This window comes from Humitalea rosea (assembly GCF_003253705.1).
Classification (GTDB): Bacteria; Pseudomonadota; Alphaproteobacteria; order Acetobacterales; family Acetobacteraceae; genus Humitalea; species Humitalea rosea.
The window spans coordinates 49,247-64,424 of sequence record NZ_QKYU01000019.1 but is presented as its reverse complement, the minus strand read 5'-3'; the positions used below and the strand labels follow the sequence as shown (position 1 = coordinate 64,424).

The window sequence follows — 15,178 nt, the reverse complement described above, 5'->3', positions numbered from 1 at the left end:
AGGGAGAGCAAGACATGGCCGAAACCGCAGGCATCACCCGCGCCGGCACCGGGCTGGACGGCACCGTCTGGAACATCCTGGGCCAGACCTACTACCCCAAGCAGGCGACGGACGACGCCTTCGCCTTCGAGGCGCTGAGCCCGCCCGGCACCTTCGTGCCGCCGCATATCCACCCCACCCAGGATGAATACATCCTGATGCTGGAAGGCACCTGGAAGCTGGTGCTCGACGGGCAGGAACACATCGCCAGGCCCGGCGACCTGGTGCGGATGCCACGCGGCATCATGCATGGCTACTTCAACGAAAGCGGCGCCCCGGCGCGGGCCTTCTTCTGGGTCAGCCCGGCACGGCGGCTGATGGATTTGTTCCGTGCCATCCATGACGTGCCGGACCCGGCCGAGGTCATGCGCCTCTCGGCGCTGCATGAGGTCAACTTCCTGCCGCCGCCCGGCTGACGGCAAACCCCGCCATCGCCGCATAACCGCCCGCGATGGCGGCGAGTTCCTCGCGCGTCGCGACGTCTTCGAGGCGTGCAAAACCATCCGGGGCGCGTTCGCTGACGAGATCGACGACGCGCTCCGGCCCGCCCTTGCGATTGGCGGCGACGATGGCGGCCGTGGCCGGGCGGCGCGCGGCGTCATAGGCGGCAAGCGCCACGGGCGCCGGCTGTTCCGCCAGCAGCGCCGCCAGCGCCCGTGCATCCAGGATCGCCTGCGAGGCGCCATTGGAGCCGACCGGATACATCGGATGCGCGGCATCGCCGAGCAGGGTCACGCGGCCCTGCGTCCACCACGGCAGCGGATCGCGGTCGCACATCGGGTATTCGAAAAATTCCGGCGTGGCCCGCACCAGCGCCTCCACATCGAGGAAGGGCAGGCGAAAGCGCCGGACGTGGGGGAGCAATTCCTCCAGCACGCCAGGGCGCGACCAGTCCTCGCGGCGCGGCGGCGGCGCGCTGCCATCACCCTGCCGCACGCAGACAACCCAGTTGGTCAAACGATGTTCGGGGCTGGAGCCCGCGGCGATCGGGTAGAGCACCAGCTTCTCGGCCATGTCGCCGGCGATCGCCATGGTGTCGCCACCCTCATAGGCCGGCCAGTCCAACGCCCCCCGCCACATCTGGATGCCGTTCCAGCGCAGGCCGCCATCATCGGGGTGCAGCGCGCGGCGGATGGTCGAGTGGATGCCATCGGCGCCGACCAGGAGATCGCCGCGCAGCGCCCGCCCGTCGGCGAGATGCGCGGTGACGCCCCCCTCATCCTGGGTGAAGCCGGCGAGGCGCGCGGCGGGCATCAGCGCATCGCCCAGCCGCACGCGCGCCGCCTGCCAGAGCAGTGCCTGCAAATGCCCGCGATGGATGCTGAACTGCGGCATGTCGTGGCCGGCGTGCAGTCCGCGCGGCTCGGTCCAGATGCTCTGGCCGAAGCGGTTGAGGTAGCGCAATTCGCGCGTGCGGATCGCGCAGGCATCCAGCGCCGGCAGCAGCCCGAGTGCTGCAAGTTCCCTGATGGCATGTGGCAAAGTATTGATGCCGACGCCGAGCGGACGAACCTCGGCCGCCGCCTCCAGCACCAGGCAGGGGATGCCGCGGTCCTGCAGCGAGAGCGCGAGCGTCAGCCCGCCGATGCCGCCGCCGGCGATGAGCACGGTCACTCGGCGGCCCTCGGCCGCGCGAAGGTCGGCAGTGACGGCTTGGGCCGCGCCTTGCGTTTGAGGGCCATCAGATCCTCCTGCTCGCGCGCCACGGTGCGGAACAGCGCCTGCCGCCCGTATTCATAGGGCGGGGGCACCGTCACCGCCTTCTCGCCATATTGCGCCGCCGCATGCAAGGTGAAGGCAGGATCAGCCAAGTGTGGCCGCGCCAGCGCCACCAGATCGGCCCGCCCTGCCGCCAGGATGGTGTTCACCTGATCCGCCGAGGTGATGGAGCCCACGCACATGGTGGCGATGCCGGCCTCGTTGCGGATCATATCGGCCCAGGGCACCTGGAACATCCGCCCGTAGAGCGGTGCCGCATCCGCGACGGTCTGCCCCGTGGAGACATCCATCAGATCGACGCCTGCGGCGGCGAAGGCGCGGGCGATGGCCAGTGTCTCCGCATCGGTGATGCCGCCATCGGCCCAATCCGTCGCGCTGATGCGGACCGACATCGGCCGCTCCCGCGGCCATTCCGCGCGCATGGCGGCGAAGACCTCCAGCGGGTAGCGCAGGCGGTTCTCGATGCTGCCGCCATAGTCGTCATCACGATGATTGGTCAGCGGCGAGAGGAGCGACGCCAGCAGATAGCCATGGGCACAATGCAGTTCCAGCATGTCGAAGCCACAGGCGATGCCGCGCCGCGTCGCCGCGACGAAGTCTCCGGTGATGCGATCCATATCCTCCCGCGTCATCGCGCGCGGTATCTGGCTGTCGGGGTAATAGGGGATCGCCGAGGCTGCGAGGATCGGCCATGCGCCCTGCTCCAGCGGCCGGTCCATGCCGTCCCACATCAGCTTCGTCGCACCCTTCCGGCCGGCATGGCCAAGTTGCAGCGCGATGCGCGCCTGGGAATGGGTATGACAAAAATCGACGATGCGGGTCCATTGCGCCTGCTGCGCGTCATTCCACAGCCCGGCGCAGCCATGGGTGATCCGTGCATCGGCCGAGGGACAGGTCATCTCGGTAAAGAGCAGCCCGGCGCCACCGACCGCGCGGGCGCCATAATGCATCAGGTGCCAATCGCCGGGCAGGCCATCCTGCGCGCTGTACTGGCACATCGACGAGACCACGACGCGGTTCGGCACCGTCATCCCGCGCAGAGAGAACGGCTGGAACATCGGCGCATGGCCGCCCGGGCCGAAGGCGTCCTGCACCTCGCGCACGAAGTCCGGCGCACGCAGCGCAAGATTCTCCCAGGTGATCGACTTGCTGCGCGTCATCACGCCAAAGGCGAAGCGCGTGGCGTCCATATGCCAGAAGCGCTTCACCTGCTCGAACCAGACCAGCGAGACATCCGCCGCGTGCTGGGTCTTCTCCACATCCTCGCGCCGCGCCGTCTCGAAGCGGTGCAGGCAGGTCGCGACATCGCCGCCCGCCAGCATGGCGCCATGCAGGGCGATGGCATCCTCCATGGCGAGTTTCGTGCCGCTGCCTATGGAGAAATGCGCCGTCGCCTTGGCATCGCCGAGCAGGACGATGTTCCCCTTCACCCAATGCTCGCAGCGGATCATCGGGAACTGGCGCCACAGGCTGCGATTGGTCGTCAGGCGATGGCCCTGCAATTCCTCGGCGAAGATGCCTTCCAGGAAATACGCGCTTTGCTCCTCGCTCATCACATCGAGGCCGGCGCGGTCGAAGGTCTCGGGATCGGTCTCCAGGACCCATGTGCTGGCCTCGGGCGCATATTGGTAGCAATGCGCGATGAAGATGCCGAAAGGCGTTTCCTTGAAGAAGAAGGTGAAGGCATCGAAGGGCCGGGTGCTGCCCATCCAGGCGAAGCGGTTGGGACGCAGGTCGGTATGGGGGCGGAAATGCGCCGCATCGCGTGTGCGTATGGCGCTGTTGATGCCATCCGCCCCCACGATCAGGTCGAAGCCCGGGAAATCCTCAGGGATAGCCGTATCGCGGAAACGCAGATCGACACCGAGACCGCGCGCCCGGTCCTGCAACAGCATCAGCAGTTCCCGCCGCGAACAGCCGCAGAAGCCATTGCCGGGAATGCGGGTCACGGCGCCCTTGGCGTGGATCTCGATGTCGTCCCAATAGGCGAAGGCATCGGTGATGGCGCGGTAGGAGGGCGGGTCGGCCGTCTCGAAGGCCGCCAAGGTCTGGTCGGAAAACACCACGCCGAAGCCGAAGGTGTCATCGGCCCGGTTGCGCTCGACCACCACGACCTCGGCATCGGGCCGGTCGCGCTTCATCAGAATGGCGAAATACAGCCCGGCCGGGCCGCCGCCGATGATGGCGATGCGCATGAACTCGGGCTCCTCCGGACAGCGGCAGTTTGGCGCAGACGCTTGCGGCGCGTCCAGATAATGTTTTAGGCTTCAAGCATTCGGCAAGGGGGTCGGCGTGCTCAGCGCGAAACGGGCTTTGGTCACCGGCGGAGGAACGGGCATTGGCCTCGCCTGCGCCGAAGCGCTGACCGGCGCCGGCGCCCATGTCACCGTGCTGGGCCGGCGCGCGGCACCGTTGCAGGCCGCCATCGCCGCGGGTGCGGCGGCCGAAGCCATTGTCGCCGATGTGCGCGCGCTGCCGCTGCTCGCGGAGTTCGACATACTTGTGCATGCGGCCGGCGCCGCCGAGAGTGCCAGCTTCCTCAACAGTGACGACGCGCTGTGGGAGCGGATGCTGGATGCCAATCTGCGTGGCGCCATCAGCATCATCCGCGCCGTGCTGCCGCCCATGCTGGCCGCGAAATCCGGGCGCATCGTGACCGTGGCGAGCACGGCGGCGCTGAAGGGCTATGCCTATGTCTCCGCCTATACCGCCGCCAAGCATGCGTTGCTGGGCCTCACGCGGGCGCTCGCGCTGGAATGCGCGGGGCGCGGGGTGACGGCGAATGCGGTCTGCCCGGGCTTCACCGATACCGCCATCGTCGCCAACAGCATCGCGACCATCATGGCCCGCACCGGCCGGTCGGAAGCCGGGGCACGGGACAGCCTGACCCGCCACAATCCGCAGGCGCGGCTGGTCACCCCGGCCGAGGTCGCGGCGGCGGTGCTGTTCCTGTGCAGCCCGGCGGCCGGCGCCGTGAATGGCCAGGCGATTGCCGTGGATGGGGGAGAGACCGCGTGAGCGACGCCGAAACCCTGCTCGCCGACGCTCCCGCCGGGCACAAGGATGAATTGCGCCTCTGGCTGCGGTTGCTGACCTGCACGACGATGATCGAGAGCGAGATCCGTCGCCGGTTGCGCGCCGCCTTCGACACGACCCTGCCGCGCTTCGACCTGCTGGCGCAGTTGGACCGGCATCCGGATGGGCTGACCTTAGGGGAATTGTCGCGGCGGATGATGGTCAGCAATGGCAATCTGACCGGGCTTTCGGCTCGGCTGGAAGCGGAAGGGCTGGTGGAGCGCAACCCCTCCCCCACCGATCGCCGCGCGACGACGCTGCGGCTGACATCCGTTGGCCGAACCGTCTTTGCCGAACAATCGGCGGCACATGAAGGCTGGATCGCCGATCTTCTCGGTGGCTTGTCGCCCGGCGAGCGCAGCGCGCTGTTCCGCCTGCTGGCGCGCACAAAAACATCGGCGCGCAACGCCACGGAGACCGCCGCATGATCGAGACCCGCCATATCCGCCTTGCCATCGCCGAGGGCGTCGCGACGATCACCCTCGACCGGCCGGAGCGCAAGAACCCGCTGACCTTCGACTCCTACGCCGAACTCGCCGCGGTGTTCCGCGCGGCGGTCACGGATGACAGCTTCCGCTGTGTCGTCATCACCGGCGCCGGCGGCAATTTCTGCTCGGGCGGGGATGTGCACGACATCATCTCGCCTTTGCTGGAGCGCGACACCAAGGGGCTGATGGCCTTCACCGCCTTGACCGGCGAGCTGGTCAAATCCATGCGCGCCTGCCCGCAGCCGATCATCGCCGCCATCGACGGCGTCTGCGCCGGGGCCGGGGCGATCATCGCCATGGCCTCCGACCTGCGGATCGCGACACCGGCGGCGCGCACCTCCTTCCTGTTCAACCGCGTCGGGCTGGCGGGCTGCGACATGGGCGCCTGTGCGATCCTGCCGCGCATCATCGGCCAGGGGCGGGCTTCGGAGCTGCTGTATCTCGGCCGGGCGATGACGGCGGATGAAGGTCTGGCCTGGGGTTTCTTCAATGCGCTGCATCCGGCCGGCGATCTGGCAACCGCCGCCGCCGCCATGGCCGCGCGCATCGCCGCCGGCCCCGGCTTCGCCAATGGCATGACCAAACGCATGCTTGGCCTGGAATGGGCCATGGGTGTCGAGCAGGCGATCGAGGCCGAGGCGGTCGCCCAGGCGCTGTGCATGACCACCGCGGATTTTCGCCGCGCCCGCGATGCCTTCGTCGCCAAGCGCGCACCCATCTTCGAGCACAACTGATGCCGGATCACGATTTCCTCGATTGGCCCTTCTTCGAACCTCGCCACCGTGACTGGGCAGCTGAGGTCGAGACCTTTGCCGCGCAACACGCCGCCCCACATGGCGATGACGTCGATGCCGCGACCATCGCGCTGACCCGCGCGATGGGCGAGGCCGGGCTGCTGCGCATGGCGGTGCCCGCCGACGGTCGTCTGGATGTGCGCGCGCTGTGCATCGCGCGCGACATTCTGGCCCGCCACGCCGGGCTCGCGGATTTCGCCTTCGCCATGGCGGGGCTCGGCACCGGCAGCATCACCTTGTTCGGCTCCGACGCGCTGAAGGCCGAATATCTGCCGCGGGTCCGCGCGGGCACCTCGCTCGCCGCCTTCGCGCTCAGCGAGCCCGAGGCCGGCAGCGACGTCGCGGCCCTGGCCACCACCGCCACCCGTGACGGCAACGCGCATTGGCGCCTGTCGGGCCAGAAGACCTGGATCAGCAATGGCGGGATCGCCGGGCATTACATCGTCTTCGCCCGCAGCGGCGAGGCGCCCGGCGCGCGTGGCCTCTCCGCCTTCGTCGTCCCCGCCGACAGCCCCGGCCTGACCATCGATGCCCGCATCGAGGTCGCCGCCCCGCATCCGCTGGCGACCCTCGGCTTTGATGACGTGCGCGTGCCGGACAGCAACCGCCTCGGTGCGCCGGGCGATGGCTTCAAGGTCGCGATGGCGACGCTCGACGTGTTCCGCGCCACCGTCGGCGCCGCGGCCCTGGGTTTTTCCCGGCGCGCGCTGGACCTGACCCTCGAACGCGCGACCACCCGGAAAATTTTCGGCGGCCCCCTGTTCGACCAGCAGATGAGCCAGGCCGCCATCGCCGATTCCGCGACCGAGGTGGAGGCCTCGGCCCTGCTCGTCTATCGCGCCGCCTGGCTGAAGGACCAGGGCACGCCACGCGTCAGCCGCGAGGCCTCGATGGCCAAGCTTTACGCGACCGAAACCGCCCAGCGTGCCGCCGATCGCGCGGTGCAGATCCATGGCGGGCTCGGCGTCACCAAGGGCCACAAGGCCGAAGAACTGACCAGGGAGGTACGCGCGCTCCGCGTCTATGAAGGGGCCAGCGAAATCCAGCGGGTGATCATCGCCCGCGCCGAACGGGACAGGCATCGGCCATGATGGAACGCAGCGCACATCTCGATACTTTTGCTCGCGACAATCTGCCGCCACCCGAGCAATGGCCGGAGCTGCGCTTCGACCTGCCGGCGCTGCACTACCCCACCCGGTTGAATTGCGCGACGGAATTGCTGGATCGCAACCTCATCCGCGGCAACCATCCGGCGCTGATCACGCCCAGTGAAACCCTCACCTATACGCAGTTGGCCGAGCGGGTGAACCGCATCGCCAATGTGCTGGTGCAGGATATGGCACTGGTGCCCGGCAATCGCGTGCTGCTGCGCTCGGCCAATACTGCCTGGATGGTCGCGGCCTATTTCGCGGTGCTGAAGGCGGGCGGGATCGTGGTCGCGACCATGCCGCTGCTGCGCGCGAAGGAACTCGGCCAGATGCTGGCCAAGGCGGAGATCTCCCATGCGCTCTGCGACATCCGGCTGCGGGATGAACTCGACCGCGCGCGCCCCGCGCCCGCCCATGTCGCCTTCTGGGGCAATGGCGATCTGGAATCCCGCTGCGCCGCCGCGAGCCCTGAGTTCGCCGCCTGCGACACCGCCGCCGATGACGTCTGCCTGATCGGCTTCACCTCCGGCACCACCGGCGAGCCCAAGGGCACCATGCATTTCCATCGCGACATGCTCGCGATCTGCGATGCCTATTCGGCCGAGGTGCTGCGCCCCACGCCGGATGACCGCTTCATCGGCTCGCCGCCGCTGGCCTTCACCTTCGGGCTTGGCGGGCTGGTGCTGTTCCCCTTCCGCGTCGGCGCCACCACGATCCTGCTGGAACGCGCGGGGCCGGAGGAGTTGCCCGCCGCCATCGCGGTGCATCGTGCGACCATCTGCTTCACCGCCCCCACCGCCTGGCGCGCCATGGCGTTGCAGGCCGGGGCGCATGATTTCTCCTCGCTGCGCAAATGCGTCAGCGCCGGCGAGACCCTGCCCAAGCCCACCTATGACGCCTGGATGGCGGCGACCGGCCTGGCCCTGATGGATGGCATCGGCGCCACCGAGATGCTGCACATCTTCATCTCCGCCCCCGCCGAGGCCATCCGCCCCGGCGCCACCGGCCTGCCCGTGCCGGGCTATCAGGCGATGGTGGTCGATGATGCGATGCGCGAGGTGCCGCGCGGCACGCCCGGCCATCTCGCGGTGCGTGGGCCGACCGGGTGCCGCTACCTCGCCGATCCGCGCCAGGCGGTTTACGTGCGCGACGGCTGGAACCTCACCGGCGACACCTACATCCAGGATGAGGATGGCTACTTCCAGTTCCAGGCGCGCAGCGACGATATGATCGTCTCGGCCGGCTACAATATCGCGGGGCCGGAGGTGGAGGTCGCCCTGCTCACCCACCCCGCCGTGCGCGAATGCGCCGTGGTCGGCGCCCCCGATCCGGAACGCGGCATGGTCGCCAAGGCCTTCATCGTGCTCAGGCCCGGCTTCATCGGCGATGTGGTGCTCGCCAAGGCGTTGCAGGACCATGTGAAGGCGGAAATCGCGCCCTACAAATACCCCCGCGCCATCGCCTTCGTCGAAGCCCTGCCGCGGACCGAGACCGGCAAGCTGCAACGCTTCGCGCTGCGGGGGGCCTCGTGAGCCTCACAGCCCTGCAACCGCCCGGCTGGCCGGCCCCGCGCGGCTATTCCAATGGCATGGCCGGCACCGGGCGCGTCGTGCTGGTCGGCGGCCAGATCGGCTGGGACGCGGCCGGGGCCTTCGCCGCCGGCTTCGTGCCCCAGGTCGCCCAGGCCTTGCGCAACATCCTGGCGGTGCTGGCCGAGGCCGGGGGCGGGCCGGAACACATCGCGCGGCTGACCTGGTTCGTCGTGGACATGGATGAATACCGCGGCAGCCTCGCCAGCCTCGGGCCGGCCTATCGCGCCGTGATGGGGCGGAATTTCCCGGCCATGAGCCTGGTCGCCGTCACCGCTTTGGTGGAGCCGGCGGCCCGGGTGGAGATCGAGGCGACGGCGATCCTGCCCGCCTGACCTGTTCCGGCCTCAGGGCCCGGGATCGGAGGCCTGGGCCAGCCCGGCCGGGGGATGCGCGGGCGCGTTGCGCTTCGCCTCGGCGGCGCGGCACAGCGCCATCGCGCCGAGCGCGCCCGCGGTTCCGGCCAGCGCGCCAAGCGCGAAGGCGCCTGCCATGGCGGTCTTGGCCAGCACGAGTTGGGTCAGGATAAGTTTGCCGATCATGGTCTGATCTCCTTGCCCCCTGGAATATGGACCCCTGGAATCTGGGGCGGCGGCGGCCAGGGGCAATGGCCCGGGTCAGTCCTCGATCGGCACGAAGCGGAAGGCCTCGCCCGCCACCTCCACCCGGCCACGGCTCGGCAGATGCATGCCGATGATGGTCTCGCCCGAGTCCGCAAGCTCGGCCATCACCTTCTGGCGCATGGCGGTGCCGGCCACCGGATCGGCGTCGAAGCCATTGGTCCAGTCCGGCCGGGCGAATTGGAAGGCCGCGACATGGACGATGTCGGTCCAGAGGAACAGGCTCCCCGCCCCCTCGCCGAAGCGGTAGCCGGTGTGGCCGGGGGTGTGCCCCGGCAGCGGCACGGCGGTGATGCCCGGCACCGGCAGCGCCTCGGGCTCGAAGGGGATGATGCGGTCGGCGAGCAGGCTCAGCGCCCGCTCGGCCATGGCGATGGTGCCGGCCATATAGGCGGGCAGCCGCGCGGTCCGGGTCGAATCGGACCAGAAGGCGACCTCGGCCGCCGGCACCAGGATGCGCGCCTTGGCGAAGACCGGCGCCAGCGCCGCATCCAGCAGGCCGCCGGCGTGGTCGCCGTGCAGATGGGTCATGAGGATGGTCTCCACCTCCTCAGGCGCCATCCCGGCCGCGCGCAGGTTGCGTGGCACATGGCCCAGCGCCTCGCCCCGGTGCGGGCCGGTGCCGGCGTCGATCAGCACGATTCCGCCGCCTGGCCCGCGCAAGGCGAAGGTATTCACCGGGGTCGGCATCGGATCGCCGGGGGTGATGCCCGCGGCCCGCTGCATCGCGGCGGTCGCCTCGGGCTCGGCGGCGGCATTGGGAAAGAGGGTGGTCGGCAGGCCGATGACGCCGTCGCTGATCCGCAGGATGTCGAAGGGGCCGACGCGCCAGGGTTTCGGATCCATGGGGGAATGCTCCAGGAAGGGGCTGATGTCCCATAGTGTTCATGCACAACCTTGCCGCAAGGCGGCACGGGTGCTTTCTTCCGGCCAGCCCGCCGCCCGGCGGGGCAATGGGCGCCCATCCCCGAGGATCAGCATGGCCAAGATCGTTGTAAAGACCCCCCTCGTCGAGCTCGACGGCGATGAAATGACCCGGATCATCTGGGGCTTCATCAAGGACAAGCTGATCCTTCCGTATCTGGATGTGGATCTGAAGTATTACGATCTCGGGATCGAGTATCGCGACCAGACGGACGACCAGGTCACTGTCGATGCCGCCAATGCCATCAAGCAGTATGGCGTCGGCGTGAAATGCGCCACCATCACCCCCGATGAGGCCCGCGTCGCCGAATTCGGCCTGAAGAAGATGTGGCGGTCGCCGAACGGCACCATCCGCAACATCCTGGACGGCACCATCTTCCGCGAGCCGATCATCTGCCAGAACGTGCCGCGCCTGGTGCCGCATTGGTCCAAGCCGATCGTGGTCGGCCGCCATGCCTATGGCGACATCTACCGCGCGATCGAGATGAAGATCCCCGGTGCCGGCAAGGTCAGCATGACCTACACGCCCGAGGGCGGCGCCGCGGTCGATATCGGCAGCTTCGACTTCAAGGGCCCCGGCGTCGCGATGGGGATGCACAACCTCAACGCCTCGATCGAGGGCTTTGCCCGGGCCTCGCTGAACTACGGCCTGGCGCGCGGCTATTCGGTGTACTTCAGCCACAAGAACACCATCCTCAAGGCCTATGACGGCACCTTCAAGGACATCTTCAAGGCCGTCTACGACGCGGAATTCGCGGAAAAATTCAAGGCCGCCGGCATCACCTACGAGGACCGCCTGATCGACGACATGGTCGCCTCCGCCCTGAAATGGGACGGCGGCTACGTCTGGGCCTGCAAGAACTACGACGGCGACGTGCAGTCCGACATCGTGGCGCAGGGCTTCGGCAGCCTCGGGCTGATGACCTCGGTGCTGCTCTCCCCGGATGGCAACACGGTCGAGTCGGAAGCGGCGCATGGCACCGTCACCCGCCACTACCGCGAGCACCAGAAGGGGAAGGCGACCTCCACCAACCCGATCGCCTCGATCTTCGCCTGGACCCGCGGGCTCGCCTATCGCGGCAAGTTCGACGGCACCCCGGACGTGACCGGCTTCGCCGAGACGCTGGAGAAGGTCTGCATCGACACGGTCGAGAGCGGCTTCATGACGAAGGACCTGGCCGTGCTGATCGGCAAGGACCAGCCCTTCCTGACCACCCAGGATTTCCTCGCCAAGCTCGACGAAAACCTGAAAAAAGCGATGGCCTAAAAAAGCGGGGGCCTGAGCGCTACACGGGGTAGAGTGCGGCGATGTTCCTCTCCGCACTCGACCTCGTGGCGTTTGCCGTCTTCATCGGCTGCTGGGCCGGCTACGCGTTCATCGTGGATCGCGTGCCCTCGGTGCGCGCCCGCAGCGTGATCGCGGCGATGGATGAGCACCGGCGGCGCTGGATGCTCGCCTCGCTCTCGCGGGAAAACCGGATCTCGGACGCCGCCATCATCGGCAATCTGATGTCCTCCACCGCCTTCCTGGCCAATACCAGCATCTTCGTCCTCGGCGGGCTGATCGCCCTGCTCGCGGCACCGGATCTCGGGCGGCGGGTATTGGGCGCGATCCCCTTCCTGGCCTTACCGCCCACCGATGGCGCCTGGGAATTGCGCATCGTGCTGATGGTGGTGATCTTCATCCGCGCCTTCTTCGAACTGACCTGGGCGCTGCGGCAGTTCAACTACGGCAGCATCCTGCTGGGTGGCCTCGGCCTCGGGCCCCGGCATGAGGCGGCGGCGGAGGTCGCGGCCCGCGTCGTCAACCGCGCGGCACGGCATTTCAACACCGGGCTGCGGGCCTATTACTTCGGGCTGGCGGCGCTGGGCTGGGTGCTGCACCCGATCGCGCTGATCCTCGCCAGCCTGTTCGTGGTCTGGGAACTGCACCGGCGCGAATTCCGTTCGATCGTGCGCGAGGCCCTGATCGACCCGGCCCGGTGAAGGATGTAAGGCGGCTGCAACGTCTTTCCTTGGGGAAATATCATGCGGCTCGCGATTCTTGACGATTACCAGGGCGTTGCCCTCTCCCTCGGCCCGTGGGACCGCCTGGCCGGCAAGGCCGAGATCACCGTCTTCCGTGACCACATCCACGACGAGGTGGCGCTGGCCGAACGGCTGCTGCCCTTCGATGCGATCCTTGCCGTCCGCGAGCGCACCCCCTTCCCGGCCAGCCTGTTGCAGCGCCTGCCGAACCTGCGGCTGCTGATCTCGACCGGCGAGCGCAACAAATCCTTCGACGTCCCGGCCGCCAAGGCGGCGGGCATCACCGTCTGCGGCACGCCCTCCTTCGGCGCGCCCACGGTGGACATCACCTGGGGCCTCATCCTCGCGCTGCTGCGCGGCATCACGCACCAGCAGACGGCGCTGCGGGCCGGCCAGTGGCAGACCTTCGTCGGCGGCGCGCTGGAGGGCCGGACCCTCGGCGTCGTCGGCCTCGGCAAGCTCGGGCGCCGGGTTGCCCAGGTCGGCCAGGCCTTCGGCATGCGGGTCGTGGCCTGGAGCCAGAATCTGACCGCCGAAGCCGCCGCCGCGGTGGGCGCGGAGCGGGTGGAGAAGGCCGATCTGCTGGCGCAGAGCGACGTCGTCACCATGCATCTCGTGCTGTCCGAGCGCTCGCGCGGGATCATCGGTGCGGCCGACCTCGCCCAGATGAAGCCCACCGCCTATATCGTGAACACCAGCCGCGGGCCGCTGATCGACCAGCCGGCGCTGATCGCGGCCCTTGTGGCCGGAACCATCGCCGGCGCCGGGCTGGATGTCTTCGACATCGAACCGCTGCCCTCCGACCACCCCATCCTCTCGGCGCCGAACACCGTGCTGACGCCGCATCTGGGCTATGTGACCCAGGAGAACTACAGCGCCTACTACAAGGGCGGGGTCGAGGTGGTCGAAGCCTATTTGGCCGGCAGCCCGATCCGCCTGTTGCAGGGCTGACGGCACGGCGGTTGCCTGCCGGACCGTCATGAACCTCACCCTCCCCGCCATCACGGCCTTCCTCGACCAGGGCGGCTCCCCCGTTGACGTGGCGGAGGAGGCGCTGTCGCGCCTCGCCGCCTGGGCTGATCCGGCCATGCTCATCACCGCGGTGCCGGCGGAGGCCGTGCTGGCGCGTGCCGCGGCGCTGATGGAGGAGGGGCGGCGGGGCCGCAGGCTCTGGGGCGTGCCCTTCGTCGTGAAGGACAATATCGCGGCGGCGGGCCTGCCGATGACCGCGGCCTGCCCGGATTTCGAGCATGTGCCGCAGGAGGACGCGCCGGCGGTCGCCCGGTTGCTGGCGGCGGGGGCGATCTTGCTGGGCAAGGCCAACCTCGACCAGTTCGCCACCGGGCTGAACGGCACGCGCAGCCCCTATGGCACGCCGCGCAATGCCTTCCGCCCCGATCTGGTGCCGGGGGGCTCCTCCTCGGGTTCGGCCAGCGCGGTGGCGGCGGGGATCTGCGCCTTCTCGCTCGGGACCGATACGGCCGGCTCGGGCCGGGTGCCGGCCATGGCGCAGCAGATCGTGGGGTTGAAGCCGACCCTGGGGCTGGTGCCGACGCGGGGGGTGGTGCCGGCCTGCCGCTCGCTCGATTGCGTCTCGATCTTCGCCCATTCGGCCGCCGAGGCGGCCGCCGTGCTGGCGGTGATCGCCGGGCCGGATGCGGCCGATCCCTATTCCCGCACGGCACCGCCGGGCTGGTCCGCCGCACCGGCCCCGCGCGCGGGCTGGCGCATCGCCGTGCCGCTCGATGAGGAACTGGTCTTCGACACCGAGGCCAATGCCGTGCTGTTCGAGGCCATGGTGGCGCGGGCGAAGACGCTGGGCGCCACGGTGGAACCCGTCTCCATCGCTCCGCTGATCGAGGTGGCGAAAAAGCTCTACGATGGCGCCTGGGTCGCCGAGCGCACCGCCGCCCTGCGGGAGCGGGTGCGCGACCAGCCCGAGACGCTGCACCCCGTCACCCGCACGATCCTGGAGGGCGGCTTCGGGCGCAGCGCCGTCGATGCCTTCGATGATTTCCACGCCGTCGCTTTGGCCCGGCTGGTCGCGCGCGACATCTTCGCCGAGGCCGATGCGATCCTGCTGCCGACCGCGCCCGGCATCCCGAGCCTGGAGGCGATGGCCGCGGCGCCGATCGCCGCCAACAGCCGCCTCGGCACCTACACCAACTTCGTGAACCTGCTGGATATGGCGGGGCTCGCGGTGCCGGCGGGGGTGGGGCCGGATGGGCTGCCCTTCGGCGTCACCTTGCTCGGCCCGGCCTTTTCGGACGGGGCGCTGGCCGCGTTGGGCACGGCGTTGTCGGCACATGAATCGCTGCTGTTCTGCATCGGCGCGCATATGTCGGGGCTGCCGCTCAATGGGCAGGTCACGGCGCTCGGCGGGCGGCTGGTCGGGGCCGCGGCGACCGCGCCCTGCTACCGGCTGTTCGACCTGGGCTCGCGCCCGGGGCTGCTGCGCGATCCGGGCGGGGCTGCGATCGAGGGCGAGATCTGGGCGCTGCCGACCAGCGCGATCGGCGCGCTGCTGGTGCAGGTCCCGTCCCCGCTCGGCTTCGGCCGGGTCGAGATGGCCGATGGCGCCGCGGTGCTGGGCTTCCTGGCCGAGGCCGCCGGGGTCGCCGGCGCGCCGGAGATCACGGCCCTCGGCGGCTGGCGAAGGCTGTTGGCATCCCGTATCGGATGATGCTTGCTTGGGGGTGTCGCGGCGACCAGCTATGCAGCCTTGCATAGCCTCTGGAATGCCAACCCATCTCC

At 69.2% G+C, this 15,178-nt stretch carries 15 protein-coding genes; 11 read left to right on the top strand and 4 right to left on the bottom strand.

All coding sequences use genetic code 11. The features are described 5' to 3' along the window. The first annotated feature begins 14 nt into the window (after positions 1-14). Complete coding sequence (locus C8P66_RS16340; protein ID WP_111399348.1) at positions 15-455, top strand: cupin domain-containing protein; 441 nt, start codon at positions 15-17, stop codon at positions 453-455. Here the strand turns inward: C8P66_RS16340 and C8P66_RS16335 are convergent. Both C8P66_RS16335 and C8P66_RS16330 read right to left on the bottom strand, forming a co-directional pair. After that, positions 430-1,653 (bottom strand): FAD-dependent monooxygenase, encoded by a 1,224-nt coding sequence (locus tag C8P66_RS16335; RefSeq protein ID WP_111399347.1) that lies wholly within the window; start codon positions 1,651-1,653, stop codon positions 430-432. The two genes, C8P66_RS16340 and C8P66_RS16335, sit on opposite strands and share 26 nt — an antisense overlap. Continuing rightward, positions 1,650-3,953, bottom strand: coding sequence for a bifunctional salicylyl-CoA 5-hydroxylase/oxidoreductase (locus tag C8P66_RS16330; RefSeq protein ID WP_111399346.1), 2,304 nt, complete (start codon positions 3,951-3,953; stop codon positions 1,650-1,652). The genes C8P66_RS16335 and C8P66_RS16330 overlap by 4 nt, the downstream gene beginning before the upstream one ends. Before the next feature lie 97 nt (positions 3,954-4,050). Here C8P66_RS16330 and C8P66_RS16325 point away from each other — a divergent pair, with 97 nt between their 5' ends. Genes C8P66_RS16325 through C8P66_RS24135 form a run of 6 tightly spaced genes read left to right on the top strand, consistent with a single transcriptional unit; the run spans position 4,051 to position 9,187 of the window. Then, positions 4,051-4,776: an SDR family NAD(P)-dependent oxidoreductase gene (locus tag C8P66_RS16325; protein WP_111399345.1), complete on the top strand. Its 726-nt coding sequence runs from the start codon at positions 4,051-4,053 to the stop codon at positions 4,774-4,776. Then, a complete protein-coding gene (locus tag C8P66_RS16320) occupies positions 4,773-5,261 on the top strand; it encodes a MarR family winged helix-turn-helix transcriptional regulator (protein ID WP_211314173.1) in 489 nt (162 codons plus the stop codon). Before C8P66_RS16325 ends, C8P66_RS16320 begins: the two co-directional genes overlap by 4 nt. Beyond that, positions 5,258-6,055, top strand: coding sequence for an enoyl-CoA hydratase family protein (locus tag C8P66_RS16315; protein ID WP_111399344.1), 798 nt, complete (start codon positions 5,258-5,260; stop codon positions 6,053-6,055). Before C8P66_RS16320 ends, C8P66_RS16315 begins: the two co-directional genes overlap by 4 nt. Continuing rightward, on the top strand, positions 6,055-7,206 hold the full coding sequence (locus tag C8P66_RS16310; RefSeq protein WP_111399343.1) for an acyl-CoA dehydrogenase family protein: 1,152 nt from the start codon (positions 6,055-6,057) through the stop codon (positions 7,204-7,206). Before C8P66_RS16315 ends, C8P66_RS16310 begins: the two co-directional genes overlap by 1 nt. Then, positions 7,203-8,795, top strand: a complete 1,593-nt coding sequence (locus tag C8P66_RS24140; RefSeq protein ID WP_211314172.1) for an AMP-binding protein — start codon at positions 7,203-7,205, stop codon at positions 8,793-8,795. The genes C8P66_RS16310 and C8P66_RS24140 overlap by 4 nt, the downstream gene beginning before the upstream one ends. Continuing rightward, positions 8,792-9,187, top strand: coding sequence for a RidA family protein (locus C8P66_RS24135; RefSeq protein WP_111399342.1), 396 nt, complete (start codon positions 8,792-8,794; stop codon positions 9,185-9,187). Before C8P66_RS24140 ends, C8P66_RS24135 begins: the two co-directional genes overlap by 4 nt. A gap of 12 nt (positions 9,188-9,199) precedes the next feature. Here the strand turns inward: C8P66_RS24135 and C8P66_RS16295 are convergent, their stop codons facing one another. Then, positions 9,200-9,394, bottom strand: a complete 195-nt coding sequence (locus C8P66_RS16295) for a hypothetical protein (protein WP_111399341.1) — start codon at positions 9,392-9,394, stop codon at positions 9,200-9,202. Positions 9,395-9,469: 75 nt separating this feature from the next. Further along, complete coding sequence (locus tag C8P66_RS16290; RefSeq protein WP_111399340.1) at positions 9,470-10,318, bottom strand: MBL fold metallo-hydrolase; 849 nt, start codon at positions 10,316-10,318, stop codon at positions 9,470-9,472. A 133-nt stretch (positions 10,319-10,451) separates the two neighbouring features. Between C8P66_RS16290 and C8P66_RS16285 the strand changes: the two genes are divergently transcribed. The 4 genes from C8P66_RS16285 to atzF are packed head-to-tail and all read left to right on the top strand — an operon-like array spanning position 10,452 to position 15,107. Then, positions 10,452-11,663, top strand: coding sequence for an NADP-dependent isocitrate dehydrogenase (locus C8P66_RS16285; RefSeq protein ID WP_111399339.1), 1,212 nt, complete (start codon positions 10,452-10,454; stop codon positions 11,661-11,663). 41 nt (positions 11,664-11,704) lie between these two features. Then, the gene (locus C8P66_RS16280) at positions 11,705-12,382 is read left to right on the top strand and encodes a DUF599 domain-containing protein (protein WP_111399338.1); all 678 of its coding nucleotides are present in this window, start codon (positions 11,705-11,707) and stop codon (positions 12,380-12,382) included. A gap of 42 nt (positions 12,383-12,424) precedes the next feature. Next, positions 12,425-13,375, top strand: coding sequence for a D-2-hydroxyacid dehydrogenase family protein (locus C8P66_RS16275; RefSeq protein ID WP_111399337.1), 951 nt, complete (start codon positions 12,425-12,427; stop codon positions 13,373-13,375). 28 nt (positions 13,376-13,403) lie between these two features. Next, positions 13,404-15,107 (top strand): allophanate hydrolase, encoded by a 1,704-nt coding sequence (gene atzF, locus C8P66_RS16270; protein WP_111399336.1) that lies wholly within the window; start codon positions 13,404-13,406, stop codon positions 15,105-15,107. Positions 15,108-15,178 lie beyond the last annotated feature (71 nt).